Origin of the sequence: Halorubrum trapanicum (assembly GCF_002355655.1) — an archaeon.
Taxonomy (GTDB): Archaea; Halobacteriota; Halobacteria; order Halobacteriales; family Haloferacaceae; genus Halorubrum; species Halorubrum trapanicum_A.
This window is the reverse complement of record NZ_AP017569.1, coordinates 1,375,711-1,399,692: the sequence shown is the minus strand read 5'-3', so window position 1 is coordinate 1,399,692 and position 23,982 is coordinate 1,375,711. Positions and strand designations below refer to the sequence as shown.

The 23,982-nt window shown below is 70.3% G+C and carries 25 protein-coding genes, 1 tRNA gene and 1 pseudogene; 15 read left to right on the top strand and 12 right to left on the bottom strand.

From position 1 onward, the window contains the following. Window positions 1–76: 76 nt before the first annotated feature. Entirely contained in the window at window positions 77–790 is a 714-nt protein-coding gene (locus tag CPZ01_RS06815) for a DUF502 domain-containing protein (RefSeq protein ID WP_096394033.1), read from the top strand. Between the two features lie 39 nt (window positions 791–829). On the opposite strand, the gene CPZ01_RS06810 is transcribed toward CPZ01_RS06815, so the two are convergent. The 3 genes from CPZ01_RS06810 to CPZ01_RS06800 all read right to left on the bottom strand — a co-directional run bounded on the left by CPZ01_RS06810 (window position 830) and on the right by CPZ01_RS06800 (window position 3,815). Next, entirely contained in the window at window positions 830–1,759 is a 930-nt protein-coding gene (locus tag CPZ01_RS06810; RefSeq protein ID WP_096394032.1) for a branched-chain amino acid transaminase, read from the bottom strand. Between the two features lie 554 nt (window positions 1,760–2,313). Next, on the bottom strand, window positions 2,314–3,057 hold the full coding sequence (gene ribB / locus CPZ01_RS06805) for a 3,4-dihydroxy-2-butanone-4-phosphate synthase (protein ID WP_096394031.1): 744 nt from the start codon (window positions 3,055–3,057) through the stop codon (window positions 2,314–2,316). After that, window positions 3,057–3,815 (bottom strand): DUF120 domain-containing protein, encoded by a 759-nt coding sequence (locus tag CPZ01_RS06800; protein WP_096394030.1) that lies wholly within the window; start codon window positions 3,813–3,815, stop codon window positions 3,057–3,059. Before CPZ01_RS06800 ends, ribB begins: the two co-directional genes overlap by 1 nt. Window positions 3,816–4,074: 259 nt before the next feature. On the opposite strand from CPZ01_RS06800, the gene CPZ01_RS06795 reads away from it, so the two are divergent. Beyond that, a tRNA-Ala gene (locus CPZ01_RS06795) sits at window positions 4,075–4,146 on the top strand. A gap of 101 nt (window positions 4,147–4,247) precedes the next feature. On the opposite strand, the gene CPZ01_RS06790 is transcribed toward CPZ01_RS06795, so the two are convergent. Next, entirely contained in the window at window positions 4,248–4,805 is a 558-nt protein-coding gene (locus CPZ01_RS06790; RefSeq protein ID WP_096394029.1) for a metallophosphoesterase, read from the bottom strand. A gap of 122 nt (window positions 4,806–4,927) precedes the next feature. Here CPZ01_RS06790 and CPZ01_RS15675 point away from each other — a divergent pair, with 122 nt between their 5' ends. Both CPZ01_RS15675 and CPZ01_RS06785 read left to right on the top strand, forming a co-directional pair. Continuing rightward, entirely contained in the window at window positions 4,928–5,056 is a 129-nt protein-coding gene (locus CPZ01_RS15675; RefSeq protein ID WP_269459583.1) for a hypothetical protein, read from the top strand. A 78-nt stretch (window positions 5,057–5,134) separates the two neighbouring features. Further along, window positions 5,135–6,418, top strand: coding sequence for an MFS transporter (locus CPZ01_RS06785; RefSeq protein ID WP_096394028.1), 1,284 nt, complete (start codon window positions 5,135–5,137; stop codon window positions 6,416–6,418). A gap of 18 nt (window positions 6,419–6,436) precedes the next feature. Here the strand turns inward: CPZ01_RS06785 and CPZ01_RS06780 are convergent, their stop codons facing one another. The 3 genes from CPZ01_RS06780 to CPZ01_RS06770 all read right to left on the bottom strand — a co-directional run bounded on the left by CPZ01_RS06780 (window position 6,437) and on the right by CPZ01_RS06770 (window position 9,127). Beyond that, window positions 6,437–7,738, bottom strand: a complete 1,302-nt coding sequence (locus CPZ01_RS06780) for an RNB domain-containing ribonuclease (RefSeq protein ID WP_096394027.1) — start codon at window positions 7,736–7,738, stop codon at window positions 6,437–6,439. Window positions 7,739–7,801: 63 nt separating this feature from the next. Then, entirely contained in the window at window positions 7,802–8,725 is a 924-nt protein-coding gene (locus CPZ01_RS06775) for a GIDE domain-containing protein (protein WP_096394026.1), read from the bottom strand. Between the two features lie 36 nt (window positions 8,726–8,761). Next, the gene (locus CPZ01_RS06770; protein WP_096394025.1) at window positions 8,762–9,127 is read right to left on the bottom strand and encodes a DUF7562 family protein; all 366 of its coding nucleotides are present in this window, start codon (window positions 9,125–9,127) and stop codon (window positions 8,762–8,764) included. A 139-nt stretch (window positions 9,128–9,266) separates the two neighbouring features. On the opposite strand from CPZ01_RS06770, the gene CPZ01_RS06765 reads away from it, so the two are divergent. Continuing rightward, entirely contained in the window at window positions 9,267–9,749 is a 483-nt protein-coding gene (locus tag CPZ01_RS06765; RefSeq protein WP_096394024.1) for a TrkA C-terminal domain-containing protein, read from the top strand. 61 nt (window positions 9,750–9,810) lie between these two features. Next, window positions 9,811–11,046: a cation:proton antiporter gene (locus CPZ01_RS06760; RefSeq protein WP_096394023.1), complete on the top strand. Its 1,236-nt coding sequence runs from the start codon at window positions 9,811–9,813 to the stop codon at window positions 11,044–11,046. A 605-nt stretch (window positions 11,047–11,651) separates the two neighbouring features. Here the strand turns inward: CPZ01_RS06760 and CPZ01_RS06750 are convergent. Both CPZ01_RS06750 and CPZ01_RS06745 read right to left on the bottom strand, forming a co-directional pair. Next, window positions 11,652–11,954: a DUF5789 family protein gene (locus tag CPZ01_RS06750; protein WP_096394022.1), complete on the bottom strand. Its 303-nt coding sequence runs from the start codon at window positions 11,952–11,954 to the stop codon at window positions 11,652–11,654. Between the two features lie 316 nt (window positions 11,955–12,270). Continuing rightward, window positions 12,271–13,431, bottom strand: a complete 1,161-nt coding sequence (locus tag CPZ01_RS06745; RefSeq protein ID WP_096394021.1) for an aminopeptidase P family protein — start codon at window positions 13,429–13,431, stop codon at window positions 12,271–12,273. A gap of 93 nt (window positions 13,432–13,524) precedes the next feature. Here CPZ01_RS06745 and CPZ01_RS15395 point away from each other — a divergent pair, with 93 nt between their 5' ends. Both CPZ01_RS15395 and CPZ01_RS06740 read left to right on the top strand, forming a co-directional pair. Next, complete coding sequence (locus tag CPZ01_RS15395) at window positions 13,525–13,701, top strand: hypothetical protein (protein WP_017341991.1); 177 nt, start codon at window positions 13,525–13,527, stop codon at window positions 13,699–13,701. 88 nt (window positions 13,702–13,789) lie between these two features. Next, a pseudogene (locus CPZ01_RS06740) lies at window positions 13,790–14,019 on the top strand (DUF7543 family protein). Window positions 14,020–14,045: 26 nt separating this feature from the next. On the opposite strand, the gene CPZ01_RS06735 reads toward CPZ01_RS06740, so the two are convergent. Then, window positions 14,046–14,399, bottom strand: a complete 354-nt coding sequence (locus tag CPZ01_RS06735) for a VOC family protein (protein ID WP_096394020.1) — start codon at window positions 14,397–14,399, stop codon at window positions 14,046–14,048. 68 nt (window positions 14,400–14,467) lie between these two features. After that, window positions 14,468–15,904: a tRNA(Ile)(2)-agmatinylcytidine synthase gene (locus tag CPZ01_RS06730; protein ID WP_096394019.1), complete on the bottom strand. Its 1,437-nt coding sequence runs from the start codon at window positions 15,902–15,904 to the stop codon at window positions 14,468–14,470. A gap of 198 nt (window positions 15,905–16,102) precedes the next feature. On the opposite strand from CPZ01_RS06730, the gene CPZ01_RS06725 reads away from it, so the two are divergent. Next, a complete protein-coding gene (locus CPZ01_RS06725; protein ID WP_096394018.1) occupies window positions 16,103–17,074 on the top strand; it encodes a transcriptional regulator in 972 nt (323 codons plus the stop codon). A 72-nt stretch (window positions 17,075–17,146) separates the two neighbouring features. On the opposite strand, the gene minD is transcribed toward CPZ01_RS06725, so the two are convergent. After that, a complete protein-coding gene (gene minD, locus CPZ01_RS06720; RefSeq protein WP_096394017.1) occupies window positions 17,147–18,811 on the bottom strand; it encodes a cell division ATPase MinD in 1,665 nt (554 codons plus the stop codon). 177 nt (window positions 18,812–18,988) lie between these two features. Here minD and ahaH point away from each other — a divergent pair, with 177 nt between their 5' ends. From ahaH to CPZ01_RS06690, 6 genes are all read left to right on the top strand, one after another. Next, window positions 18,989–19,345, top strand: a complete 357-nt coding sequence (gene ahaH, locus CPZ01_RS06715) for an ATP synthase archaeal subunit H (protein WP_096394016.1) — start codon at window positions 18,989–18,991, stop codon at window positions 19,343–19,345. A gap of 4 nt (window positions 19,346–19,349) precedes the next feature. Further along, a complete protein-coding gene (locus CPZ01_RS06710; RefSeq protein ID WP_096396170.1) occupies window positions 19,350–21,554 on the top strand; it encodes a V-type ATP synthase subunit I in 2,205 nt (734 codons plus the stop codon). A gap of 203 nt (window positions 21,555–21,757) precedes the next feature. Next, on the top strand, window positions 21,758–22,012 hold the full coding sequence (locus tag CPZ01_RS06705; RefSeq protein WP_004598766.1) for a hypothetical protein: 255 nt from the start codon (window positions 21,758–21,760) through the stop codon (window positions 22,010–22,012). Window positions 22,013–22,033: 21 nt separating this feature from the next. Next, on the top strand, window positions 22,034–22,612 hold the full coding sequence (locus tag CPZ01_RS06700) for a V-type ATP synthase subunit E (protein ID WP_096394015.1): 579 nt from the start codon (window positions 22,034–22,036) through the stop codon (window positions 22,610–22,612). Then, complete coding sequence (locus CPZ01_RS06695) at window positions 22,609–23,655, top strand: V-type ATP synthase subunit C (protein ID WP_096394014.1); 1,047 nt, start codon at window positions 22,609–22,611, stop codon at window positions 23,653–23,655. Before CPZ01_RS06700 ends, CPZ01_RS06695 begins: the two co-directional genes overlap by 4 nt. Further along, window positions 23,652–23,981, top strand: a complete 330-nt coding sequence (locus CPZ01_RS06690) for a V-type ATP synthase subunit F (protein ID WP_096394013.1) — start codon at window positions 23,652–23,654, stop codon at window positions 23,979–23,981. The genes CPZ01_RS06695 and CPZ01_RS06690 overlap by 4 nt, the downstream gene beginning before the upstream one ends. The last annotated feature ends 1 nt before the right edge of the window (window position 23,982 follow it).

Here is a 23,982-nt window from a genome sequence, read left to right as displayed (position 1 = left end):
ATCCGGGCGGGTCGACCGCGGGCCGTCGACGCGTAGAAGCCCCTTTAAGGATTGCCGACACATACCTATCCGATAGATGTCCACGTGGAAACGCGACTTCGCCAGCGGGCTCATCGTGCTGTCGCCGCTCCTCGTTTTACTCTTAGTCCTCCGTTGGATCTACCAGTACATCGCCTCGATCCCGCTCATCGAGGGGCTCCAGCCCGAGGTCATCCCGGCGCCGTTAGAGCCCGTCTCCCGGGTGGTGATCGCGTTCGCGGTGTTCGCGACCGTCGTCCTCGCGGTCGGCTACTTCATGCGGACCACCCTCGGACGCTTAGCGGAGTCGGCGGTGGACGACGCGATAAACCGTATCCCGGCGCTGCGGGTGGTGTACAACGCCTCGAAGCTCGCGATCGAGACGGCCGTCTCCGGCACCGACGAGCTGCAGAGCCCGGTGTACATCGAGACGTGGCCCGGGATCCGGATGACCGCGTTCCGCACCGGGAAGAAGACCCGCGACGGCAAGATCGTCTTATTCATGCCGACCGCGCCGAACATCACCACCGGCTTCGTCATCGAGGTCGAGCCCGAGAAGATCGAGGAGACCGGCGAGACCGTCGAGGAGGGGATGACCCGCGTCCTCTCCGCCGGGTTCGCGGAGTCGGCCCATCAGGTCCCCGTCCACGAGGAGAACCCGGGCGAGGGCGACGGCGCGGACACCGCCGACGGGTTCGGACACGTCCGGACCGACGGGACCCCCGGCGACGGGGAGGGGTCGGCGGCGGAGGGAAGCAGTTCGGCCGAGTGAGGCGATTCGGGGCGTCCGCCCGTGGTCAGACGTCCCGGCTTAGAGGTAGGTGAACCACTCGTCGTGGTCGTCCGTCCGCCGCTCGACCAGGTCGAAGAAGGCCTGCTGGAGCTCCTCGGTGACCGGCCCGCGGGTGCCCGCGCCGATCTCGGTGTCGTCGACCGAGCGGATCGGGGTGACCTCCGCGGCGGAGCCCGTGAAGAACAGCTCGTCGGCGGTGTACAGCTGGCCGCGGGAGATGACCGCCTCGTCGTGGACCTCGTAGCCGCGCTCCTCGGCGAGGGCGATCACGGTGTCGCGGGTGATCCCTTCGAGGATGGACTGGGCGGGCCCGGTGGTGTAGATCTCGCCGTCGTTGACCATGAAGATGTTCTCGCCGGGGCCCTCCGCGACGTTGCCCTCCTTGTTGAGGACGATGGCCTCGACGTAGCCGTTCCGGCGCGCCTCCTCGCCCGCCAGCATGGAGTTGACGTAGAGGCCGGTCGTCTTCACGTTCGTCGGCACCTGCGAGGAGGCGTGTTTCCGCCACGAGGAGACCATCACGTCGACGCCGTCTTCGAGGGCCTCCTCGCCGAGGTACGCGCCCCACGGCCACGCCGCGAGGACGAGGTCGGTCGGGCAGTCCTTCGGGGAGACGCCCAGCGAGTCGTAGCCGTAGTAGGCGATCGGCCGGATGTACGCGGAGTCGAGGTCCTGCCGGTCGAGCAGTTCGAGGGTCGCCTCGGTGATCTCCTCGCGGGAGTGTTCGATGTCCATGTCGTACATCTTCGCGGAGTCGAACAGCCGGTCGAGGTGTTCCTCCCAGCGGAAGATCGCCGGTCCCTGCTCCGTGTCGTAACAGCGGACGCCTTCGAACACGCCGCTCCCGTAGTGGAGCGCGTGGGTCAGAACGTGGGTCGTCGCGTCCTCCCAGTCGAGGAACTCCCCGTTCTTCCAGATCGTGTCGACGTCCATCTCGTCGAATCCCATGGTACGTGGTTGCGGCCGGCGGGCTTAAAACTGTAACAACCGGCCGGGGCTGTCGCGAGGAAGCGAGATCAGACTCCGGTGACGGAGCGACGGCGAACCGCTCCGAAGCTCCAGCCGCTCATTTATAAATAACAGACTGCGGATCGGCGGCAAACACTTCCAAAGCCCCAGTCGCTCGGTTATAAATAGCAGACTGCGGATCGACGGCAAACACTTCCAAAGCCCCAGTCGCTCGGTTATAAATAGCTGACAACGGATCGGCGGAGAATACTTCCAAAGCCCCAGTCGCGAGGACAGCGCACGCTCGCTGCGCGCTTCAGTCGCTCACTTCGTTCGCTCCTTCCAGTGCTTGCGTCGCCTGCGCTGTCCTCGCGACTGCCCCTTTGAGTCCCACCCCGCACCGCACAGCACCGCAGCCTCACACCTCCCCAGCCTCGCGGCTCACGACTCGCGGCTTCGCCGCTCGCGTTCGCCGCGTCCCTCGCGCGTGCTGGCTCGCGGTCGCCGGGGGCGACCGCTCGCAGGCGCGCGCCGCCGCACAGCACGGTGGTCGGTTACTTCAGCGCTTCGACGAGCGCCGCGCCCTCGACGTACGGGATGTCGCGGCGGGCCGCGTAGGCGGCGGCGTCGGCGGGCGCGAGCGCGTCGCCCGTCTCGTCGTCGAGCATCTCGCAGACGACGGCGGCGGGCGCGGCGCCCACGGCCTCGGCCATCGCGAGGCCGAGTTCGGTGTGGCCCGTCCGCCCGGAGAGGCCGTCGCGGTCGCCGCGCAGGACGTGGACGTGGCCGGGCGCGCGGAACTCCGCCGCGAAGTCCTCCGGCCCGTAGCCGGTCGGGTCCTTCCGGACGCGGCCGGCGGCGTTCGCCACCTCGACGATGGTCTTCGCGCGGTCGGCGTCGGTGATCCCGGTGAACGTCTCGCGGTGGTTCACCGGCAGCGAAAAGGAGGAGCGGTCGTCGTAGTCGGGGTCGTCGTCGACCGCGGGGTGGTCGAGCGCGTCCGCGAGGAACGGCAGGTCGAACGCGTCGCCGACCGCGTCGCTCACGGCCACGCAGATCAGGCCCCCCGCGTCGTTGCGCATGTGCGCGACCGCGGCCTCGTCGACGGCGCCGGCCGGGTAGACGATGTCCGTCTCCCCCTCGCGGTCCGCGAAGTCGTGGACGCAGACCGGGTCGCCGGCGCGGAAGGCGTCGAGCGCGCGCTCGACGGGGTCGGTCGCGTCCGCGGACTCGGCGGCGTCGGTCGACTCGCCGGCGCCCGGGCTCGCCTCCGGGTCGGCGTCGACGTCGGCGCGCATCAGGCGGCCTCCGTCTCGACCGCGGTCGCTCCCGGCTCGTCGGCGCGGCTCGTCGGCTCGACGCGGACCTCCACGCTGTCGCCGTCAGTGAGGTCGAGCGCGTCGCGCAGGCGGTCCGGCGCGATCAGCTCGAGCTGGTCGTCGTCGTGGTGGGTCCGGTCGGGGACGATGGCGTGGACCTCCTCGTACCGCTCGTCGCCCGCGACGAGGGTGACCCCGTAGCAGGTGGCGGCGCCGTAGGTGCGGTCCTCGCCCTCCCACGCGTCGATGGGGACGGCGTCGATGCCGGCCATCTCGCCGCGCCGGCGGACGCTCTCCTCGGTGAGGTCGACGTTGAGCGTGCCCGGGAACGGGTCGTAGCCGAGCCGCTCGCGGAACTGCTCGGCGTACCCCGGCAGCGTGATGTAGTGCCGCCCCTCGCCCATCCCGCCGGTGACCGAGCCGCGGAGCGAGAGCTCGACGTCCGACTCGAACAGCCGGCGGTAGTCGGCGTACTCCGCGCGGAGCGCGGCCTCGCCCGCGTCGGTCACCCGAACCCACTGCCCGTCGCTGACCACGTCGCGCTCGACGTAGCCCGCGGATTCGAGCGTCTGGAGGCGTCGGGAGGCGGTCTGCGTGGAGGCGTCGAGCCGGTCCCCCAGCGCCGCACACGACACCTTCGTCTCGGAGAGGCCGCCGACCAGCCCGACGTGTTTGAGGGCCGCGAGCGCAGCCGGGTCCACGTCGGCCGCCGCGTCGGTCGCCGTCGCGTCTGTCATACCCGGAGTTCGGTCGTCCGCGGGCAAAAGGGTAACGAATATGGAGCGCATCTCAAAAACGTTAATCAGTCGGCGGAACCGACCGGTGACTGCTGGACGAGATGGTTCCCGCGCTGGATATGTAATCCCGTCGGTGCCGGTCGGCTTCGCGGCGACTCCGGTGATCCACCGAATCTGTTCGGTTCTCGGATGTGAGCGTCTCCCGCACCGGTCAGCGAAAGGTAAGGTACAAATACGAACGGGGATTGATTCGTGATGAGGGCTCGTAGATCAGTGGCAGATCGCTTCCTTCGCAAGGAAGAGGCCCGGGGTTCAAATCCCCGCGAGTCCACTTCTTCACTCTCTTCGTTCGCTTAGTCGTTCCCTCGCTTGGTCCCACTCGCTCACTCCGTTCGCTCGCGGGACCCCCGCGAGTCCACTTCCCGCAGACTGCTACGTCGATAGCGCGTTCTCAGCGGCGGCTCGGTCCGGGAAACCCTCACCGAGGGCCAAGAAATCGACCAGCCTGTCGGTCGCCAGCGGACGGTAGTCCAGCAGTTCGATCGAGATGTTCACGCGGCGGGCGTCGTGGTCGATGAAGGGGAACCGATCCGGCCAGTTGTTGTGGTGGTGGCCGTGGAGTACCCAGCCCTTCGGGTTCGACGGTCCGTCCGCCGGGTCGTGGACGGCGTGGAACGGGACCCCCCGCCGCTCGAAGCGGAACTCCTCGACGAACTGAACCCCGTCCAACCGCTCCAGTATCGTCCCGTCGTGGTTTCCGATGAGGAAGACGAGCTCGCCGTTGAGTTCGTCGAGCCAGTCCAACAGGGCTCCCGCTGAACTGCGGATCGTCAGGTCGCCGCCGTACAACACCTCGTCGGTCGGATCGACGACGCGATTCCACCGCTCGACCAGCGTCTCGTTCATCTCTTCGACCGAGCCGAACGGTCTATCGCAGTAGTCGATGATATTGTCGTGGTCGAGGTGGAGATCTGAGACCAGGTACTCCATCGAATACGAGTGCTTTCGATTAATCGGGCTTTAGCGTGACGACCACCGGCCGATCGGTCGACGTTCCGCTGGTACCTCCCCGACCCAGACCGCTTATATATCCCGAGTAAGTTGAGCGTCGTATGGGCGTCTCCGAGATACTCGAAGGAACGAACCTCACGCACCGACAGATGGGGATCATCATGGTCGGGTGGATTCTGCTCGTCACCATCATCTCTGTCGGGCTGCTGCTGTACACCTCGTCGCTGTAGCGCCGGCGCCCTCGACTCTCGGCAACCGCGGCGGCTACCCCCGAGGTTATCACCCGACCCGACGAACCCCGGATCCACATGGACGCCGCCGAGCGCCGGATCGTCAAATTCACCGCGGGGTCGCACGGGCTCGTCCACACCTACGAGCTGTCGATCCCGATTCTGTTGACGGTGTGGGTCGGGGAGTTCTCGACGACCGCGGCCGCGCTCGGCGTCGTCGTCACGCTCGGCTACGGGCTGTTCGGCCTCGGTGCGCTGCCGGGCGGCATCTTGGTCGACCGCTTCGGGTCGAAGCCGCTGATCCTCGCCTGCCTCGCGGGCATGGGGGGATCGTTCCTCCTGGTGAGCGCCGCGCCGACGCTGCCCGTCCTCGCCGCGGCCATCGCGGTGTGGGGACTCACCGCCAGCGTCTATCACCCCGCGGGGCTGTCGCTGCTCTCGAAGTCGGTCGACCAGCGCGGGACCGCGCTCGGCTACCACGGGATCGGCGGGAACCTCGGCATCGCGCTCGGCCCCCTCGCGACCGCGCTGCTGCTCTTGGCGTTCGACTGGCGGCTGGTCACCGCGGCGCTCGCGCTCCCCGCGGTCGCCGTCGCCGCGTACGGGGTCACCGTCGACGTCGACGCGGCGCTCTCGTCCGCGGCCGCCGACGGTGCCGGCTCGGACGACGAGACGAACCCGCCCGGCGACTCGTCCGGCGGCGCGAAGGGCGAGGTCTCGCTGTCGTCGATCGCGACGGACACGCGGCTGCTGATCGCCGGCGGCTTCCTGATCGTGTTCGCGTTCGTCACGTTCAGCGGGCTCTACTACCGGACGTTCCTCACGTTCCTCCCGGACCTCCTCGGCGACGTGCTCGGCGGCCTCGTCGACGTCCGGCTCGTCGACCCGTCGAGCCCGTACGCCGACCAGTTCGACGTGGGCCGGTACCTCTACGTCGCGGTCCTCACGGTCGGCGTGTTCGGTCAGTACCTCGGCGGCCGGATCGCCGACCGCGTCCCGCCGGAGTGGGGGCTGATGGCGCTGATGGGCGTCCTGTCGGCGCTCGCGCTGCTTTTCATCCCCGCGACGGGCGCGGTCGCCACCTTCGTCGCGGTGTCGCTCGCGCTCGGCGTCGCACTGTTCACGGTCCAGCCGCTCTCGCAGGCGACGGTGGCGGCGTACTCGCCGAGCGAGGCGCGCGGCCTCTCGTTCGGCTACACGTACGTCGGGATCTTCGGGATCGGCGCGCTCGGCTCCACGCTGGCCGGGACGGTCCTCACCCGGGCCGGGCCCCGGGAGCTGTTCCTCGTCTTAGCTGTCATCGCGGCGCTCGGCGCGCTGTCGGCGACCGCGGTCACGCGGTTCGCGACGCGACGGGACTGAGCGTCGGCTGACGGCCGCTCAGACGGCGTGTTTCGCCTCTTCGGGGTCCTCGACGACCTCGACGCCGCGGTTGTTGACCGCGTACGGGTCGAGCCCCTGCTCCTGGAGGAACTGCTTATAAAGGCGCTCGGCGGTCTCGCCGTCCTTCTGCTTGTCGCTGGCGTGGTCGCAGAGCTCCACGAGGGTCTCCGGCACGTCGTTCTCGTGGACGATCCAGTGGTTGATCGTGTCCGACAGGCGGCGGATGGGCGAGGTGAAGTGGCCGTAGATGTCGAAGTTGAGCGCGTGGTGGCCGCCGAACGGGTCGTTCATGTACTTCGCCCGGGGCATCACCTTCAGCACGGCGCGCTGGATCTTGTTGAGCTGGCGCTCCGGCGACTCTTCGAGGGCGGCGTTGACCGCCTTCCGCGGGTCGTCGCCCCACGCGTCGCCGGGGATGGAGACGCCGTCGAGTTCCTGGATCTCTTTTAAGGCCTCGTTCCACTGGTCGGGGGTCGGCTGCGGGTGGACGCGGTACATCGCCTCGACGCCGCGGTCCCACATCAGGGTGTGCGTCACCGCCTTGTTCGCCTTCAGCATCGACTCCTCGATGATGGTGTGCGCGCGGTCGCGCCGGGGGTTCAAGACGAGCGAGCCGTCCTCCTTGCGCTGCTCGTGCATTCGGTCCGCGAGCTCGAAGGCGAGCTGGTTCTCCTCGCTCAGTGGCAGGTCGGGGTCCTCCAGCCGGTTCTCGCACTCCTTGTAGGTGAGCCGCTCGTCGGAGTTGATGACGGACTTGTAGATGTCGATGTCCTCGAAGGATAGCGTCTCCTCGTCGATCTCCATTTCGACGGTGTGCGCGAGCCGGTCCTCGTTCGGCACGAGCGAGCAGACGGTCTCCGCCAGCACCGGCGGGAGCATGTGGATCGTGTAGTCGGGCAGGTAGACGGTGTTGGCGCGCTCGACCGCCTCCTCCCACATCGCGGTGTCCGGGGTGACGTAGTGGGTCACGTCGGCGATGTGGACCCACAGGCGGTAGGCGCCCTCCTCGCGCTCGATGGAGATCGCGTCGTCGAAGTCCTGCGCGTCGACCGGGTCGGTGGTCCAGGTGGTGAGGTCGCGGAGGTCCTCGCGCTCGTCGACCTCGGCTTCGATCTCCTCGTAGACGCCCTCGGTCCGGGCCTCCGCCTCGCGGAGGACCTCGCTCGGGAACTCGTCGCGGATCTCGAACTCCTCGAACAGCTCCTCGCGCTTCTCGGCGAGTCGGTCCGCGAGCGCCGGCGTGATCGTCACGGGGCCCTGGTCCTCGGCGGACCCTTGCTTCGGCTCGTCGTCTGACATACCTCCACCAACGCGGGTCCGTTAGAAAGGCCTGTCGGGCGGGTGGAACGGGCGCGCGACGCCTCAGACGAGCGTCGTGAGGATCGGCGACAGCAGCAGGGCCCCGATGCCGAGCGCGAGGGCGCCGAGGGCGATCGGAATCGCCGACGAGCCGACAAGCCGGAGCGCGGTTCGCCGCGCGCTCGCGTCCGAGACGACGAACGGCGAGCCGCCGGCGAGCCGCGATTTCACCTCGCCGACGGGCGCGTCCGGGAACGCCTCGGTGTCGCCGACGACGGTCACCTCGTCGCCCGGGCGGAGGGTCCGCTGGACGTACCGGCGCCGCGGGTCGTCGCCGATCGTGAGCGGGCCGACCTCGTAGCCCGTCTCCGTGTCGTCGACCTCGTCGACCGCCTCGATGAACCCCCGGACGCGCTCGGGCGGCTCCTCGCCGGCGTCGATCTTGACCTTCTCGTCGACGGCGAGCGAGAAGGTCGCCGCCCCGGGGTCGACCCGGACGCCGGTCCCGCCGTCGTCGACGCGGAAGGGGACGCCCGCCTCGCCCGCCTCGATCGTGACCCACGACTGTCCGTTCCCCTGACTGCGGAGCTCGGAGACGTCGTACTCGACGCAGAGGCCGGGGTCGCCGCCGAACGGCGCCGGTAGGGTCTCGTCGTCGACCGCGGCGGCGCGGCCCGTGACCCGTATCCGCCGCTCCGCGCCGTCGAGCCCGGCCGGGCTCGTCGCCGTCGTTCGGAGGACCCGGGCCGCGTCGGCGGCGCCGCTCGCGCCGCGCGCGAGGAACGCGAGTCCGAGGACAAACGCGCCGACGCCGATGACGGTCGTGACGGGGTCGACGGCGCCGATGACGGTCGTGACGGGGTCGACGGCGCCGATGACGGTCGGGACGGATTCGACGGTGCCGACGGCGATCGGAAGGGATTCGACGGCGCCGATGACGGTCGAGAGGAAGTCAGCGGTCGCGGCCGCTACGTGGAGGGCGCACATGCGTACGGTCGCGGTACCGAGCCGCGACGGGTAGAATTATCGGTCGCGGTCGCGATCGGAGCGCGTGCGGTCCGAGCGGTCGCGGTCCGAGCGGCTTCCCGCGCCGCCCTCGCCGGTCCGGTCGTCGGCGTCGTCCGCGACCGCGTCGGCGTAGCGGTTGAGGAACTCCTCGGTGGTGAGGCCGTCCGACTCGATCGAGAGGATCAGCGATTCGAGGCCGTCGCGCGGCTGGTGAGAGATCTCGTCGTCGCAGTCGACACAGAGGTACTCGAACTCCTTGTCGCGCCGGTTCCAGCGGTCGCCCTCCTTGTCGTACTCGCGCGCGTCCTCCCGCAACACCGAGTCCCCGCACGCGATGCACACCACCGTCCGCCGGTCCCGACTCCCTCGGGAGCGCCACATACGAATCCCCTCGGTCCCGCCCCACTTAGCGTTTGGTGCGGCGGCTGACGCCCGTCGGACGGGACTGCTGAACGGTCGCCTCCCGCGGCTCTCGGGAGCCGACGTACAGACATATTACGGTGGGCGCGCTGGAGCCCGTATGACGATCACCGAGTCCGACCTCCCGGGGGTCGGGAAGAAGTTCGAGATCGAGTTAGGCGACGGCGAAGAGATGATCGTCGTCATCCACAACACCGGGAAACGAGAGGTGTTCCGCCGCAGCGACCCCGAGGCCGACTCCGAGAAGGCGTTCGAGTTCTCCGACGACCTCGCGCGGACGATCGGCTCGATCATCGAGGGGGCGCACTTCCAGCCGGTCGAGCCGGACACGCAGGAGACGACCCTGCCGGGCGGGGTCCTCTTAGAGTGGTACGAGCTTCCGCCCGGGTCGCCGCTCGTCGGCGAGACGCTGGCGAGCGCCGACATCGGCAACCGGACCGGGCTCGCCGTCGTCGCGATCCAGCGCGGCGACGAGGTGCTCGACAGTCCGGGCGCCGAGACCACCCTCCGCGAGGGCGACACCCTGATCGGGGTCGGGACCCGCGAGAACTGCGAGGCGTTCGAGGAGATCCTCACGGAATGAGCGGCCGGTACGGCGCCGCCTGTTTCGGCGTTACGGTCCGCTCTCCCGGGGGTGACAGGTAGTGGCGCTGCTCGACGTCGGCGTCATGTTCGTCGCGGTCGCGGTCGCCGGCGCGCTCGCGAACCGCCTCGGGCAGTCGGTGATCCCCTTCTACATCGTCACCGGGATGCTGCTCGGGGAGTACGTCCTCGGCCGCCTCGCGCTCCCGGCGATCGGGACCGCCTACGTCCCCGAGACGGAGTTCATCTCGCTCGGGGCGGAGCTGGGGATCGTCTTCCTCCTCTTCTTCCTCGGGTTGGAGTTCAACCTCGATCGACTGCTCGCCCGGCGGGGGCCGATCGGGACGGCGGGCACGATCGACCTCGCGAACTTCGGGGTCGGGCTCGTCCTCGGCTGGCTCGTCTTCGGGGCGTTCCTCCCGGCGTTCCTGGTCGCGGGGATCGTCTACATCTCCTCGTCGGCGGTGATCACGAAGTCGCTCATCGACCTCGGCTGGATCGCCAACGACGAGGCGGAGCCGATGCTCGGGACCCTGGTGTACGAGGACCTGTTCATCGCGGTGTACCTCTCCGTCGCGTCCGCCCTGGTGCTCGGCGGCGGCGACGTCGCCGCGGCCGCGGTCGACGTGGGGATCGCGCTCGGGTTCATCGCCGGGCTGTTCGCGGTCGTCAGGTTCGGCACGCCGCTCTTCGACCGGCTCGTCGCGACGGACAACCGGGAGTTCGTGGCGCTGCGCTCGGTGGCCGCGGTCGTGTTCGTCGCCGGCGCGGCGCTCGCGCTCGGCGTCAGCGAGGCGGTCGCCGCGTTCTTCGTCGGGATGGCGTTCGCCCCGACCGATCGGGCCCACACGATCGAGACGATCCTGGAGCCGGTCCGGGACCTGTTCGCCGCGGTGTTCTTCTTCTGGATCGGGCTCGTCACGGACCCCGCGCTGTTCGCGGACGTGGCGGCGTTCGTCGCGCTCGCCGTCGTCGTGACCACGCCGCCGAAGGTCGTCACCGGCTACCTCGCGGGGCGCGCGTTCGACCTCGACGTCCGCCGGTCGACGCGGGTCGGCCTCGGGATGACCACCCGCGGCGAGTTCTCGCTGATCATCGCGACGGTCGCGGTCTCCGGCGCGAACGCCGGCTCGTTCGACCCGGCGCTCGCGGGGACGATCAACGCGTTCGCGGTCGGCTACGTCCTCGTGATGGCGGTGCTGGGGACGACGCTGATGGGCTACTCCGCGCCGTTCGAGTCCGTCGCGACCTCGTGGCTGGACCGTGGTGAAGCGGACGGCAGCGGGGCGAGCGGGTAGGATTTCGGTGCGCGGGTCGTTTACTTATAAGGAGTTGTCAGCGTGTCGACGGTGAACACGGCCGACGCCTCAGGCGCTCGTTTATAAATAGCTGTTAACTGATCGACGGCGGACACCACTAAAGCCCCAGCCGCTCGCTTATAAACGGTTGACCGCAGATCGGCGACGAACACCTCCAAAGCCCCAGCCGCGACGGCTCGGTGCGCTCGCTGTCGCCCGAAAATCGGATATTTTCGGGATGACGAGAGAGCTTCGCTCTCTCGAACCACGCTCCTCGTCACTCGCTTCGCTCGCTCCTGCGGTCCTTGCGTCGCGCGCCTTCGCCCTCGCGGCAGCGTGGCGCTACGCGCCACGGGCAGCCGGCGGCTTCGCCGCCGGCGACTGCCCCTTTGAGTCCCACCCGACCACCCCGCACAGCACCTCACACCTCCCCAGCCTCGTCGCTGGCCCCTCCGCTTCGCTCCGGCGCCAGCGACTCCCTCGCGCGTGCTCCTCGCGGCCTCCGCTTCGCTCCGGCCGCTCGGAGGCGCGCGCCGATCGCTGTTTTATAAATATCTCTCGTCGTCTCGGCTGCTGTTTATAAATAGAATCGTCGCGCTCGACGCCTACTCGGTCGCGACCGGGCCGCGGCCGACGACCTCCTCGACTTCTTGGACGAAGTCGCTCCGGCTCTCGAACAGCGGGACCTCGGACTCCGCGAGCACGTCGTCGAGCGTCTGCGGGCCGTCGGGCGTTCGGATCTCGGCGTCGCCCTCCTGTTCGCGGACGTCGCTGCGCGTCGCGGGCCAGGTGAGCCGCGACGCGACGCGGGCGACCGGCTCGCCGGCCACGTCCGGCCCGTCGCCGAGTTCGACGGCCGGCTCCGCTTCAGCCTCCTCGTCCCCCTCGTCCGCGTCTGTGTCGCTCATGCCCCGCGGTTCCGCTCGGGCGACACTAATGGTTTCGATGCCGCTCGGGGGGTCGCGGGGACGCACCCGTGAGAACGCACTCGCGAGGACGCACCCCGAGGCCGCCGTCGGCTCGGTCCGACTCCGCGAATACACCCGAAATAATTCGGTAATACTGTTATATTATCCGGCCGTAATCTCCGGTTGGGGGCACGGCACACGACTCCCGCATTCGCGTGTCGGGCGCCGACACGCCGGTCTCCGCGTTTTCCTCTCGCGCCGCTCCGGCGACGAGCGGCACGTCTCGCTCGCCGAGGAGCGGTGCTGCTCGCGCTCGTCACGCCCAGCCGCGGTCGGTGCGGTTCAGTCGCTCGCAGCCGTCCTCGGTGACGACCACGAGGTCCTCGATCCGACAGCCGAACCGCCCGTCGAGGTAGATCCCGGGCTCGACGGAGCAGACCATCCCCGGCTCCAGCGCGCGGTCGTTGCCCGCGACGAGGTAGGGCTCCTCGTGGACGTCGAGGCCGACGCCGTGGCCGGTCCGGTGGACGAACGCGTCGCCGTACCCCGCCGCTTCGATGACCTCGCGCGCGGCGCGGTCGACGGCCGACGCGGGGACGCCCGGTTCGACCGCCTCCACGCCGGCCGCCTGCGCCTCGCGCACGACCTCGTGGACCTCCCGGTACGCCTCGCTCGGCTCGCCGCCGAAGGCGAGCGTCCGCGTCTGGTCGGAGGGGTAGCCGTCGACGCGCGTCCCGAAGTCTAAGACGACCGGCTCGCCCGCGCGGATCTCGCGGTCCCCGTGGCCGTGGTGGGGCTTCGCGCCGTTCTCGCCCGCCGCGACCACCGTCTCGAAGCTGACGCCGCGCCCGCCGCGCTCCGCGAGTCGGTCCGAAATCCGATCGGCGAGTTCGGCCTCGGTCATCCCGACCGCGTCGGCGCCCAGCTCGCGGAGGTCGCCGACGACCGCGTCCGCGACCGCGGCCGCCTCGCGGAGCGCCGCCAGCTCGGCCTCGTCCTTCCGGACCCGCAGGTCGGCGAGCGCCTCGCTCGCGAGCCCCCACGTCGCGTCGGGCGCCGCCGCGCGGAGGTCCTGCGTGAACCGCGCCCACATCGTGTCGTCGACGAGCAGCCGCCCCGCGTCGAGCCCGCGGTCCGCGAGCAGGTCGCGCGTCGCCGCGACCGGGTCGTCGCCGTCGCTCCACGTCCGTATCTCGGCGATACCCGTCGCCTCCCGGACCTGCGTCTCGTACAGCGCCGGCACGAGCAGCGCGGGCTCCGGGTCGGCCGCGCTCGCGGCCGGGAGCACGAGGAAGAAGTGCCGCTCGCCGGGCTCCTCGGCGAAGCCGGTGAGGTACTGGAGGTTGCGGCTCGGGAACGCGACCAGCCCCGCCGCGTCGACCTCGTCCAGCCGCCGCGCGGCCCGTTCGCGTCGTCGCTCGTGCGCGTCGGTCAGTCGCTCTCCCCCCGACCGGTCCGCGTGTGCGTCGTCGGTCACGCGCCGGAGTTCGGACGCGGTATATAAGTAGGGTGGCGTTGACCGGGCAGCAAGCGGCGCATAACTACGGCGGATCGGTCGCTACGCGATAGCATGTCAACCGAGAACGCCGCGACGTTCGACTGCCCCGAGTGCGACGTGAGCGCCCCCTCGACGTCGGTGCCGTACGACTCGCTCGGCTACGTCGTCTGCCCGGTGTGCGGCTACGCCGCCACGCCGGCCCCGGAGCGGTCGTCGAGCGCCGAGCGGTCGCCGAGCGCGGGCGACTGACTCGGCCGCGACCCGCCCCGCCGAACCCGGCGCCGCGCCGCGACCGCGGAACCGCACCGCTTTAGCCGCGGGGCGCGTCCGCCCGGATATGAGCTGGTCGCTGGAGCGCGACGACGGCACGGTCACCGAGTGGGAGCGGTCGGACGGGTACGCGACCGTCAGGCTCCGCGAGCGCGCGGCGGGGGCTTCGTCGTCCGCCTCGACGTGATGGAGCAGGCGGCCGACGAGTCGGCCTACGAGCGGGAGCGGTTCGACGACCGCGAGGCCGCCGAGGAGCGCGCGGCCGCGTGGCGCGACGAGCGCACGCTCGACGAGTAGCCGTCTCGAACGCCGTTCTCTCCGGCCTACTCGATGTCGACGCTGTCGTCCAAGAAGACCTGACACTCGACGGTCCGGCCCTCCGGGTCCTCGGCGAAACACTGGTAAATGCCGTACGTCTCGTTCTCTCTCGGCTCTTTCACGACCGCGTCGCCCAGCCGACCGGCGGCGGCGTCGACCCCCTCTCGGTCCGGGTAGACGAAGGTGAGTATCCCGCAGTCGTCGGCCTCGTCGCGCTCGCAGAAGCCGAACAGGAACCCGTCGAACGCCAGGATCGTGCAGTCGGGCTGTTCGAGCCGCACGGTCGCGCCGAGCCGCTCGCGGTAGAACTCGACGACCGCGTCGCGCCGCTCCGTCGCGTGGAAGACGATACCGGTCACAGCGGTCGCTCGCGGCCGAGGCACTTCATCGGTTCGGGTGGGCCGGTCGCGGGAGTGACGGGCCCGCCTCACCGCTCCGGGTGCGTCGGCGCGTCGAACCCGCCGCGGACGAGGGGCTTCGCGACGTGGCGGCGCGCGCTCGGCGGCACCTCGTACCACCCGGCTTCGAGGTCGCGCTCGATCGGTTCCGCGGCCTTCCCCGGCGCGCTCGTCCCGCAGTCGCGACACCGGTACCCCTGCCCGCTCCCCGCCGAGGACATCGACCGCCCGCAGTCGGGACACGTCGGCACCGCGGGCGCCGTTCGGACGAGGTCGCGGACGGCGAACTTCTCCAGCTTCAGCGTGTTCTCGGACCCGTCCGCGTCGTCTCGCACCTCGTGTTCCCGCACCTCGTGTTCTCGTACCTCGTGTTCGCCGCAGAGGGTAACGCGGTCGCCCGGCCGGAGCGCGCGCACCCGGTCGCGGAACCGCCCCGTGGGCGCGAACGCGACGGCGCGGAGGGTGTCGCGGTCCGCGGCCGGACCGCCCTCGCTCGCCCCGTCCCCGGGGGCGTCGCTCGCGACCTCTACGTGGACGTGCCCCCCCTGTCTCGTCTCCGGCGCGCTCGCCACCACGCCCGCGACGCGGTAGCCGGCGCCGTCGCGGAGGTCGCCGATCCGACCGGGCGCGAGGTGCGCGTCGGTGCCCTGGTTCGTCAGGAACGTCGCGGCGCGGTCGACCGTCTCGCCGTCGATACCGGCCGCGGCCTCGCGACACGCGGCCGGGTCGTCGCCGCGGATCCCGTGGAGGATCGGGCCGGGGGCGTTCGGGACGCAGACGGTCGCGCCGGTCTCGCGGTCGACGGTGTCCCAGACGGTCGGGTACCCCTCGTCGGCGGCGGCGAAGACGCTCTCGGCGTCGATGTCGCGGGGCGTCCCGCAGCGGTCGAGCTCGCGGTAGGAGATGCGCTCGAAGGTCCAGTCGTCGAACGCGGCCGGCGCGCCGACCGCCGCGAGCGCGCCGATCCGCCCCCGTCCCGCGACGGCGTCGGCGTCGTCCGCTCCGTCCGCCCCGCCCGCCGAGCCCACCGCGGCGTGTCGGAACCCGTGTTCCTCGGCCAACTCGACCGCCTCCCCGACGGAGAGCCGCTCGCGGAGCGCGCGGCGGGCGAACCCGGAAATCTCGTCGGGGATCGGCGATCCGGTCGGGTCGAAGGGGTCGCCGTCGACGTCGCGGTCGGCGACGACGACGCCGGGGGAAGTCCGCGGGTCCGCGGCCGCGGCGAACTCCTCGACCGTCTCGACTGCGACGGTCGCGGCCCGCTCCGCGTCGACGCCGGCGACGTGGAGCGCGACCGCGGCGTTCCCGCGCGTCTTGTGCTTCACGGCCGGGTTCAGGCGCACGAGCAGCCGTCGGCGGACTCGCCCCCCGTCGTCCGCGAGCCGCTCCGCGATCCGCGTCGCGACGTACGTCGTGCACATCCCGCGCTCGCGGGAGTCGGTGTCGTCGACGGCGACGATCGGCATGCGACGCGGTTCGTGGCGGCGCGTCAAGCCCCTTTCGAGGGCGGCCGGGAGGTGTCCGCCGACCGCGAAGGCGCTCTCGGCCCCGGTCGAGTATTTAACCGTTTCCCGTGCCGAACGCGGAAAATCGCAGGCGGGCGGCAGTTTCGTCGGGAGCGGGACGACACAACGCATATATACGCCGAGCCGCTTGTTTCGGCTATGTCCCGGACTGCGCTCATCGGGAACGTCACCGCGATGCTGGAGGACGCGGGGTTCCTCGTCAGCGACCGGTGTGCGGTCCGGCCCAAGAGCTTCGACGTGGCGGCCCGCCGCGACGAGGACCTCCTCCTCCTGAAAATCCTGGGTAACGTCGACGCGCTCGACGCGGAGACCGGCGCGGAGATGCGCCGGCTCGGCGAGTACCTCAGGGGGACGCCGATGGTGATCGGGGTCCGCACCCGCGACGAGGAGCTGAAGCCCGGCGTCGTCTACTTCAGGCACGGCGTCCCGGTGATCAACCCGGACACCGCCTACGACCTGTTCGTCGAGGGGATGCCGCCGCTCATCTACGCCGCCCCCGGCGGGCTGTACGTCAGCCTCGACGGCGACCTGCTCGCCGACGAGCGCGAGGAGCGCGGCTGGTCGCTCGGCCGCCTCGCGACCGAGCTGGGCGTCTCCCGGCGCACGGTCTCGAAGTACGAGGACGGGATGAACGCCTCCATCGAGGTGGCGATCCAGCTGGAGGAGCTGTTCGACCAGCCGTTCTCTAGCCCCGTCGACGTGCTCGACGGCGCGGACGAGGTCCGCGACTCGGAGCCGACGCCCTCGGCGCCCGACGCCGACCCGGACGACGAACACGTCCTCGGCGTGCTCACGAGCGCCGGCTTCACCGTCCACCCGACCGCCCGCGCCCCCTTCAAGGCCGTCTCGGAGGACGAGGACAGCCCCGCGACGCGCGTGCTCACCGGCCACTCGGCGTTCACCGCCGCGGCCGAGAAGCGCGCCCGGATCATGTCCTCCATCGGCGAGGTGGCACGGACCCGCTCGGTGTACTTCACCGAGGAGGACGAGAAGCGCGAGTCCGTCGACGGCACCGCCCTCGTCTCCTGTGAAGAGCTCGCGGCGGTCACCGACCCAGAGGAGATCCGCGAGCTGATCCGCGACCGCGCCCGCGCCCCCTCGGAGGCCTGACCGCGCCGCCGCGGTCCGAACGGCTCTCGCGTCCGTTCTCTCCAGCTGAAAACCCTCCCTCTTCAGCCGGCCTCACCGGCCGAGGAGCCGGCTGAAGAACCCGCCGTCCTTCTCCGGCTCCTCGTCGTCGACATCGGCAGACGACTCTTCCTCGTCCGCCGTTTTCCCGTCGTTCGCCCCACTGTCGTCGTCCGCCGCCTGCTCGCCGTCCGCGTCCGCCTCGCTCTCGCCGTCCTCCTCCGACAGCACGGTGTTCATCGTCCCGGAGTCGTCGTCGCGGAACGGGATGCTGCCGGCGAGCTCGTCGTCGATGTCGTCGTCCGCCGCCGTCGGTTCCTCGCCCGCTCGCCCCTCGTCGACGGCGCCGTCGCTCGCGGGTTCGTCCTCGTCGGTCGACTCGCGCGCCGTCTCGTCCGCGTCGGGAATCGCGCCCGAGCCCGCCTCCTCCTCGGCGGCGCTCTCGTCCTCGTCGCTATCGACTTCGTCATCACCGTCGGTCTCGTCGTCGGCACCGCCCTCGTCGCCGGCGGTCGCCTCGTCTTCGGTGACGGCGTTGTCGCCGGTGTCGGTCGTGACGGCGTCGTCGAGGCCGGTCTCGTCTCCGTCGCCGTCGTCGGAGTCCAGCTCCTCGTCGCCGGCGTCGTCCGCATCGGCGTCCGCCGCCTCGTCCTCGCTCGCGACGATGATGTCGTCGCCGTCGCCCGGCTCCGTCACCCCGGTCGCGTCGGGGTCCGCGACGATGATATCCTCGTCGTCTCCGCGTTCGACACCGTCCCGCTCGTCCGCTTCCGCTCGGTCGTCGCCGTCCCCGTCGTCGGCCGGCGCGTCGTCGTCGGCCGGCTCATCGTCGTCGACGATCACCGCGTCGTCCTGTGTCGCGTCCGGTTCGACCTCGTCTTCGTCGTCGCTTTCGGTCTCTTCGACGACTTCGTCCGCGTCCGCGGCGCCGTCTTCCGCGGCGCCGGAGTCCGCGATGTCGCCCGCGCGCGCTCCGGCGACGGTCGCCGCGTCGGCCGCGGGCTCGTCGAGGCCCGCGCCGTCGACGTCCGCGCCGGTCAGCGCTCGGGCCAGGTCTCTGTACGCCCGCGTCGCCGGCGCGTCGGGCGCGGCGTCGAGCAGCGGGCGGTTCGCCGCCGCGGCCCGGGCCACGGCCTCGTCGTCCGGGACCCGCCCGAGGACGGGGGCGTCGAGCAGGGTCGTGACCACCTCGTCGGCGTCGTCCGTCACGCGGGTGATCGCGGCGCCCGCGACGGTCCCGCCGAGCCGCTCGGTCAGCTGTCGCGTCTTCTCGGTGTCGCCGAGGGCGCTCCGCTCCGGGGTCGAGACGAGCAGCGTCTCGTCGGCGATCGCGAGCGGCATCGTGGAGTCGTGCGAGAGCCCGGCGCCCGCGTCGACGAACACGTAGTCGGCGTCGTCGAACGCCTCGATTGCCCGGCGGAGCCCCGAGGGGTCCGCGGCCGCGTACGCGTCGAGGTCGGTCGCGCCGGGGACGACCCGGAGGCCGGACTGCCCCTCGCGGACCGCCGCCTCCGGGTCCGCCTCGCCGGCGAGGACGTCGTGGAGGGTGGTCTCGCCGGGGGTCACCCCGACGGCGCCCGCGAGGTTCGCCATGCCGAGGTCGGCGTCGATCGCGACGACGTCGGCGCCCGAGTCCGCCAGAATCGTCGCCAGCGCGGCGGTCGTGGTGGTCTTCCCGACGCCACCCTTCGCCGACGCGACCGCATACACCGTTGCCATACGGTGTGGGTCCGGCGACTGCTACTTAAATGTAGGCGGCGGCGCCCGGATCCGGACGACGCGTCGGCCGCGTTCGGTCCGTAACTCGTCCGGAATCTCCTCGGAATCGGCGCGCGACCCCGCGGGCTTTCGCAAACACCTTATACGTCGCTTGTAGAGTTTCAGGCGATTAGTAGCATGGCGAGACCAGAGGTGCTCAACTCGATCAAGGAGGCCGAACGGGAGGCGGACGAGATCATCGCGGACGCGGAGTCGGACGCCGAGGAGCGCCTCGCCGAAGCTCGAGAGCGCGCGGACGAGATCCGCGCCGAGGCCGAGGAGGAGGCGGAGGCCGAGGCCCAAGAGCGGCTCGAAGCGGCCCGCGAGGAGATCGAGGAGCGGCGCGAGGAGATCCTCGAATCGGGGCGCGAAGACCGCGACGAGCTCGAACGCGAGGCCCGCGACCGGGTGGAATCGGCCGTCGACTACGCCGTCGAGCGGTTCGAGGCGGCGGTTCACGACCAGGCCGAGGAGGCGGTGGATGCTCAGGCCTGAGCAGATGAGCCGGGTGTCGGTGACGGGCTCGAAGCGCGTCATCGACGACGTCATCGAGGCGGCGTACGCCCACCACTCCCTGCACGTCACGGACTACGACGACCGGTACGAGGGGTTCGAGCCGGGGACCTCGCTCGACGGCGCCGAGGCCGTTAACGAGCGCCTCGTGACGGTCCGCTCGCTGGAGAGCATCCTCGACGTCGACGCCGAGGACGCCGACGTCGCCCGGTCGCTGGACGACGACGAGCTCGTCGACGAGCTGGAGCGCGTCCGCGAGCGGGTCAACGAGCTCAACGACGAGCGCGACGAGCTCCAGACCGCGATCCGGGACCGGCAGGAGGAGATCGACCGGCTGGAGCCGTTCGCGGAGCTCGGGATCGACCTCGAGTACCTGCGCGGCTACGACTCGGTCGAGGTCGTCGTCGGCGAGGCCAAGCCCGCGGCCGTCGAGGCCGCGCTCGAAGACGCCGACTCGATCGACGTCTTCGACGTCTTCGTCGGCGGCGACGTGGTCGCCATCGTCGCGCGGCCGACCGACCCGGACGCCGAGGGCGTCGTTCAGGACGCGCTCGTCGGCGTCGACATCGCGCTGCTCGACGTCCCCGACGCGGACGCGAGCCCCGAGGAGTACGTCGCGGAGCTGGAGGCCGAGCAGGCCGACCTCCGCGACGAGCTCGACGCCGTCGAGAGCGAGCTCGAATCGGTGAAGGAGGAGGCGGCCGGCTTCCTGCTTCGCGCCGAGGAGGAGCTCACTATCGAGGCCGAAAAGAAGGAGGCGCCGCTCTCCTTTGCGACCACCGAGAACGCGTTCGTCGCCGAGGGGTGGGTGCCGACCGAGACGTACCCCGACTTCGAGGCGGCGGTCGTCGACGCCGTCGGCGACCACGTCGAGGTCGAGGAGCTCGAGCGCGCCTCGTTCACCCCCGACGGCGACCACCACACCGAGTCGGTCGACGGCGAGGGTGACGGATCCGCGAACGAGGGCGTCGCGGACGCGGAACGCGAGACGGAAACGGCGGTCGCCACCGACGGCGGCCACGCGGCCCACGGCTCCGACGACCCGCCGGTCGTCCAGGACAACGGGAGCGCGGCCGGTCCGTTCGAACTGCTCGTTCAGGCGTTCGGGCGGCCGAAGTACTCGGAGTTCGACCCGACGCTTCTGGTCTTCCTCACGTTCCCGGCGATGTTCGGGTTCATGATCGGCGACGTCGGCTACGGCGTCCTCTACGCCGCCATCGGGCTCTTCATGTACTCGAAGTTCGACGGCGCGTTCCGCGAACTCGGCTCCGTCGCGATGTGGGCCGGCGGCTTCACGATACTGTTCGGCATCTACTACGGTATCGACCTGTTCGGCTACCACGCCTACCAGCTGCTCGGGATCCACTGGCCGGTCGAGGGGAAGGGCCTCTCGCCCGCCGACCTCGACTGGGGGCTCTCGTTCCTCGTCGTGAGCGTGGTGTTCGGCATCGTCCACCTCAACATCGGCCACGTCCTCTCGTTCGTGAGTACCGCCCAGCAGCACGACGTGAAACACGCCGTCTACGAGGCCGGCTCGTGGCTGCTGATCCTCAACGGCGCGTGGATCTGGATCTTCAGCCAAGTGTTCCCCAACTCGAAGCCCGACTTCCTGTTCGAGGCCGTCTCGACCCTGACGTTCGGCGCCGTCTCGTTCAGCGGGTTCCCGGTCCTGGTCGGCTGGGCCGGCGCGGCCGCCGCGGTGCTCGGACTCGTCCTGCTCGGGATCGGCGAGCCGCCGGAGCTGGCCGAGTTCCTCTCGCCCGTCGTCAACGTCATCTCGTACGCCCGGCTCATGGCCGTCCTGCTCGCGAAGGGCGGGATGGCGCTGGCGGTCAACCTGCTCGCGTTCGGCGCGTACATCGACGACGGCGGCGACGGGAGCTTCCACTTCATCTTCAGCGCGGACTACCTCGCCGAGGTGCAAAACACCGCGGACTACGAGCTCGTCTTCGCGGGGATCACCACGGCGTTCGACCCCGCCTCGATCGGTCTCGTCGGGGTCGTCGCGCTCGTCGGCGGCGTCGTCGTCGCGCTCGTCGGCCACCTCGTCGTCCTCCTGCTCGGGGTCACCTCCGCCGGCATCCAGGCGGTCCGCCTCGAGTACGTGGAGTTCTTCGGGAACTTCTACGAGGGCGGCGGCCGCGCGTACCTGCCGTTCGGCCGCGACCGGAAGTACACCCGCGACGACTGACGACCCGACCGGTCGTCGGTCGCCGCTCGGTCTCGTCGCTTCGCGTGCGGTCGAACCCGGCAATTCCGTCGGGTATCTGACCGCAGCAGCCGCCGCTTTCCCCGCCGTTCTCCCGGATTCCGTTCGGTCGTTTTGGGAAGCTTTATGACTCCTGTAGGGGCAAATAGCAACCGTTCGGAGACGAGCAACAGCAACTACTACCAATGTTTGAAGCTACCAACGAACTCGGGAACCTCGTACTGTCGACCGGTGGAACGCTGACTGACCCCAACGCCGCGGCGGCGCTCGCCGTCGGGCTCGCGGCGCTGGGCGCAGGCTACGCGGAGCGCGGTATCGGGTCGGCCGCCGTCGGCGCGATGGCCGAGGACGACGACCTCTTCGTCAACGGGCTCATCCTGACGGTCCTTCCCGAGACGATCGTCATTCTCGCGCTCGTCGTCGTCTTCATCGTCGGGTAACTCTCCAGCGTTTTTCAACCAATGAGTTTGGAAACCGTCGTTGAGGACGTTGAAGATGAGGCCCGCGCGCGTGCGGAGGAGATCCGCGAACAGGCCGAGGCGGAGGCCGACGAGATCCTCGCCGACGCCGAGGCCGACGCGGAGCGGATCCGCGAGGAGCGGCTCGCCGAGGTCGAGAGCCAGATCGACCAGGAGCGCGAACAGACGCTCTCCTCGGCGAAGCTCGAGGCCAAACAGGAGCGGCTGGGCGCCCGCCGCGACGTCTTAGAGGACGTCCGCGACGACGTCGAGGCGGCGATCGCCGGCCTCGACGGCGACGACCGCCGCGAGCTCACCGAGGCCTTACTCGACGCGAGCCTCGCGGAGTTCGACGACGACGAGGACGTCGCCGTCTACACCCGCGCCGAGGACGTCGAGCTGCTCGAGGAGCTCGTCGCGGACCGCAACGCCGAGGTCGACGGCGAGATCGACTGTCTCGGCGGCGTCGTCGCCGAGAGCGACACCTCCCGCGTTCGCGTGAACAACACGTTCGACTCGGTCCTGGAGTCCGTCTGGGACGACGAGTTGAAGAACATCTCGGAGCGGCTGTTCGACCAATGAGCGCCGCCGGTAGCTCGAACCCCGAGTACGTCGTCGCGCGGGTTCGTGCCCGCCGCGGCAGCCTCTACGGGGACGAGGAGTACCGCAAGCTCACCCGGATGGGGCCGGCCGAGATCGCCCGGTTCATGGAGGAGTCGAGCTACGGCGCGGAGATCAACGCCCTCGGCAGCCGCCACGGCGGCGTGGACCTGATCGAGTACGCGTTGAACCGCAACCTCGCCGAGCAGTTCGACGCGATCCTCGACTGGAGCGAGGGGCCGCTGTACGACCTCATCGCCCGGTACCTCCGGAAGTTCGACGCCTGGAACGTGAAGACGGTCATCCGCGGCGTCTACACCGACGCGGACCAGTCGGCCGTCGAGGTCGACCTGATCCGCGCCGGCGAGTTCGACGACCGCCGGATCCGCCGGCTGCTGGAGGCGGACTCGATCGACGCCGTGATCGAGGTCCTCGAGGACACGATCTACGGGGAGCCGCTCCGGGCGGCGTACGCGGAGTACGAGGAGACGGACGTGCTGGTGCCCTTGGAGAACGCGGTCGACCGCGCGTTCTACGAGCGGCTCCTCTCCGGGCTCGGCGGCGACGAGCCGACCCGGCAGTACGAGGCGTTCCTCAAGGCTGAGGTGGACTTCCGGAACGCGACGAACGCGCTCCGGCTCGCCCGCTCGGGCGCGGACATCGATCCCGCGGCGTACTTCATCGAGGGCGGCGACCTGTTCACCCGGTCGTCGCTCGCGCGGCTGGCGCAGAACCTCGACGAGCTGGTCGAGTACATCGGCGACAGCCAGTACGGCGACGAGCTCGGGCCCGCGTTACGCGAGCTCGAGGAGGCGGACAGCCTCATCGCGTTCGAACACGCGATCGACGGCGCCCTGCTCGCGTACGGCGACCGGCTCGGCACGATCCACCCGGTGTCGGTCACCCCGGTGATCTCCTACATCCTCGCGAAGGAGCGCGAGACGGAGAACATCCGGGCGATAGCCCGCGGGAAGGAGGCCGGCCTCTCGCCCGACGAGATCGAATCGGAGCTGGTGATAACATGAGCCAGGAGATAGCGGTCGTCGGCAGCCCGGAGTTCACGACCGGATTCCGTCTCGCCGGCGTCCGGGAGTTCGAGAACGTGCCGGACGACGAGAAGGACGAGAAGCTCGACGACGCCGTCGAGCGGACGCTCGACGACGAGGGCGTCGGCATCATCGTGATGCACGACGACGACCTCGACCACCTCTCGCGGGGGACCCGCGAGGCGGTGGAGGGGAGCATCGAGCCGGTCCTCGTGACGCTGGGCGGCTCCGGCGCCGGCAGCGGCGGGCTGCGCGACCAGATCAAACGCGCCATCGGCATCGACCTGATGGAGGAAGACGACTAAT

What these genes read in the sequence shown, in the direction of transcription:
- CPZ01_RS06800 (WP_096394030.1), bottom strand. Translation starts at nt 3,815, where the DNA reads ATGACAGACGCGACGGCGACCGACGCGGCGGCCGACGTGGACCCGGCT.
- CPZ01_RS06700 (WP_096394015.1), top strand. Translation starts at nt 22,034, where the DNA reads ATGAGTTTGGAAACCGTCGTTGAGGACGTTGAAGATGAGGCCCGCGCG.
- CPZ01_RS15395 (WP_017341991.1), top strand. Translation starts at nt 13,525, where the DNA reads ATGTCAACCGAGAACGCCGCGACGTTCGACTGCCCCGAGTGCGACGTG.
- CPZ01_RS06770 (WP_096394025.1), bottom strand. Translation starts at nt 9,127, where the DNA reads ATGTGGCGCTCCCGAGGGAGTCGGGACCGGCGGACGGTGGTGTGCATC.
- CPZ01_RS06775 (WP_096394026.1), bottom strand. Translation starts at nt 8,725, where the DNA reads ATGTGCGCCCTCCACGTAGCGGCCGCGACCGCTGACTTCCTCTCGACC.
- CPZ01_RS15675 (WP_269459583.1), top strand. Translation starts at nt 4,928, where the DNA reads ATGGGCGTCTCCGAGATACTCGAAGGAACGAACCTCACGCACCGACAG.
- CPZ01_RS06730 (WP_096394019.1), bottom strand. Translation starts at nt 15,904, where the DNA reads ATGCCGATCGTCGCCGTCGACGACACCGACTCCCGCGAGCGCGGGATG.
- CPZ01_RS06750 (WP_096394022.1), bottom strand. Translation starts at nt 11,954, where the DNA reads ATGAGCGACACAGACGCGGACGAGGGGGACGAGGAGGCTGAAGCGGAG.
- CPZ01_RS06810 (WP_096394032.1), bottom strand. Translation starts at nt 1,759, where the DNA reads ATGGGATTCGACGAGATGGACGTCGACACGATCTGGAAGAACGGGGAG.
- ribB (WP_096394031.1), bottom strand. Translation starts at nt 3,057, where the DNA reads ATGCGCGCCGACGTCGACGCCGACCCGGAGGCGAGCCCGGGCGCCGGC.
- CPZ01_RS06785 (WP_096394028.1), top strand. Translation starts at nt 5,135, where the DNA reads ATGGACGCCGCCGAGCGCCGGATCGTCAAATTCACCGCGGGGTCGCAC.
- CPZ01_RS06705 (WP_004598766.1), top strand. Translation starts at nt 21,758, where the DNA reads ATGTTTGAAGCTACCAACGAACTCGGGAACCTCGTACTGTCGACCGGT.
- ahaH (WP_096394016.1), top strand. Translation starts at nt 18,989, where the DNA reads ATGGCGAGACCAGAGGTGCTCAACTCGATCAAGGAGGCCGAACGGGAG.
- CPZ01_RS06815 (WP_096394033.1), top strand. Translation starts at nt 77, where the DNA reads ATGTCCACGTGGAAACGCGACTTCGCCAGCGGGCTCATCGTGCTGTCG.
- CPZ01_RS06710 (WP_096396170.1), top strand. Translation starts at nt 19,350, where the DNA reads ATGAGCCGGGTGTCGGTGACGGGCTCGAAGCGCGTCATCGACGACGTC.
- CPZ01_RS06725 (WP_096394018.1), top strand. Translation starts at nt 16,103, where the DNA reads ATGTCCCGGACTGCGCTCATCGGGAACGTCACCGCGATGCTGGAGGAC.
- CPZ01_RS06765 (WP_096394024.1), top strand. Translation starts at nt 9,267, where the DNA reads ATGACGATCACCGAGTCCGACCTCCCGGGGGTCGGGAAGAAGTTCGAG.
- CPZ01_RS06790 (WP_096394029.1), bottom strand. Translation starts at nt 4,805, where the DNA reads ATGGAGTACCTGGTCTCAGATCTCCACCTCGACCACGACAATATCATC.
- minD (WP_096394017.1), bottom strand. Translation starts at nt 18,811, where the DNA reads ATGGCAACGGTGTATGCGGTCGCGTCGGCGAAGGGTGGCGTCGGGAAG.
- CPZ01_RS06690 (WP_096394013.1), top strand. Translation starts at nt 23,652, where the DNA reads ATGAGCCAGGAGATAGCGGTCGTCGGCAGCCCGGAGTTCACGACCGGA.
- CPZ01_RS06695 (WP_096394014.1), top strand. Translation starts at nt 22,609, where the DNA reads ATGAGCGCCGCCGGTAGCTCGAACCCCGAGTACGTCGTCGCGCGGGTT.
- CPZ01_RS06780 (WP_096394027.1), bottom strand. Translation starts at nt 7,738, where the DNA reads ATGTCAGACGACGAGCCGAAGCAAGGGTCCGCCGAGGACCAGGGCCCC.